1 protein-coding gene is annotated in these 389 nt (G+C 65.3%); it reads left to right on the forward strand.

Translation table 11 applies throughout. From position 1 onward, the window contains the following. The coding region (locus TX83_RS20130) for a recombination-associated protein RdgC (RefSeq protein ID WP_186442666.1) at window positions 1-389 on the forward strand (389 nt) is incomplete at both ends.

Below are 389 nucleotides of genomic sequence, written 5' to 3' on the forward strand. Positions count from 1 at the left end.
ATGTTCTTTCGCAACCTGACGTTCTTCCGCTTTCCCACCAGCCACGACTTCAGCGAACTCGACAAGGGCCTGGAAGAGTGCCGGCTCAAGCCGGTTGGCCCGCTCGAGTTGTCCTCGCGCGGCTTCATTTCGCCGTTCGGCCGCGACGCCGAGGACGCGGTGATGAGCAACCGCATCGGCGACGCGATCTGGATCACCTCCGGCGGCGAAGACCGGCTGCTGCCGGGGGCGGTGGTCAACGACATGCTGGCCAAGAAACTGGCCGAGATCGAACAGAAGGAAGGGCGCAAGCCCGGCGGGCGCACCCGCAAGCGGCTCAAGGACGAGTTGATCGTCGATCTGCTGCCGCGCGCCTTCGTCAAGCCCAGCCGCACCGACGCGATGATCGA

Origin of the sequence: Lysobacter antibioticus HS124, assembly GCF_000336385.2 — a bacterium.
Classification (GTDB): domain Bacteria; phylum Pseudomonadota; class Gammaproteobacteria; order Xanthomonadales; family Xanthomonadaceae; genus Lysobacter; species Lysobacter firmicutimachus.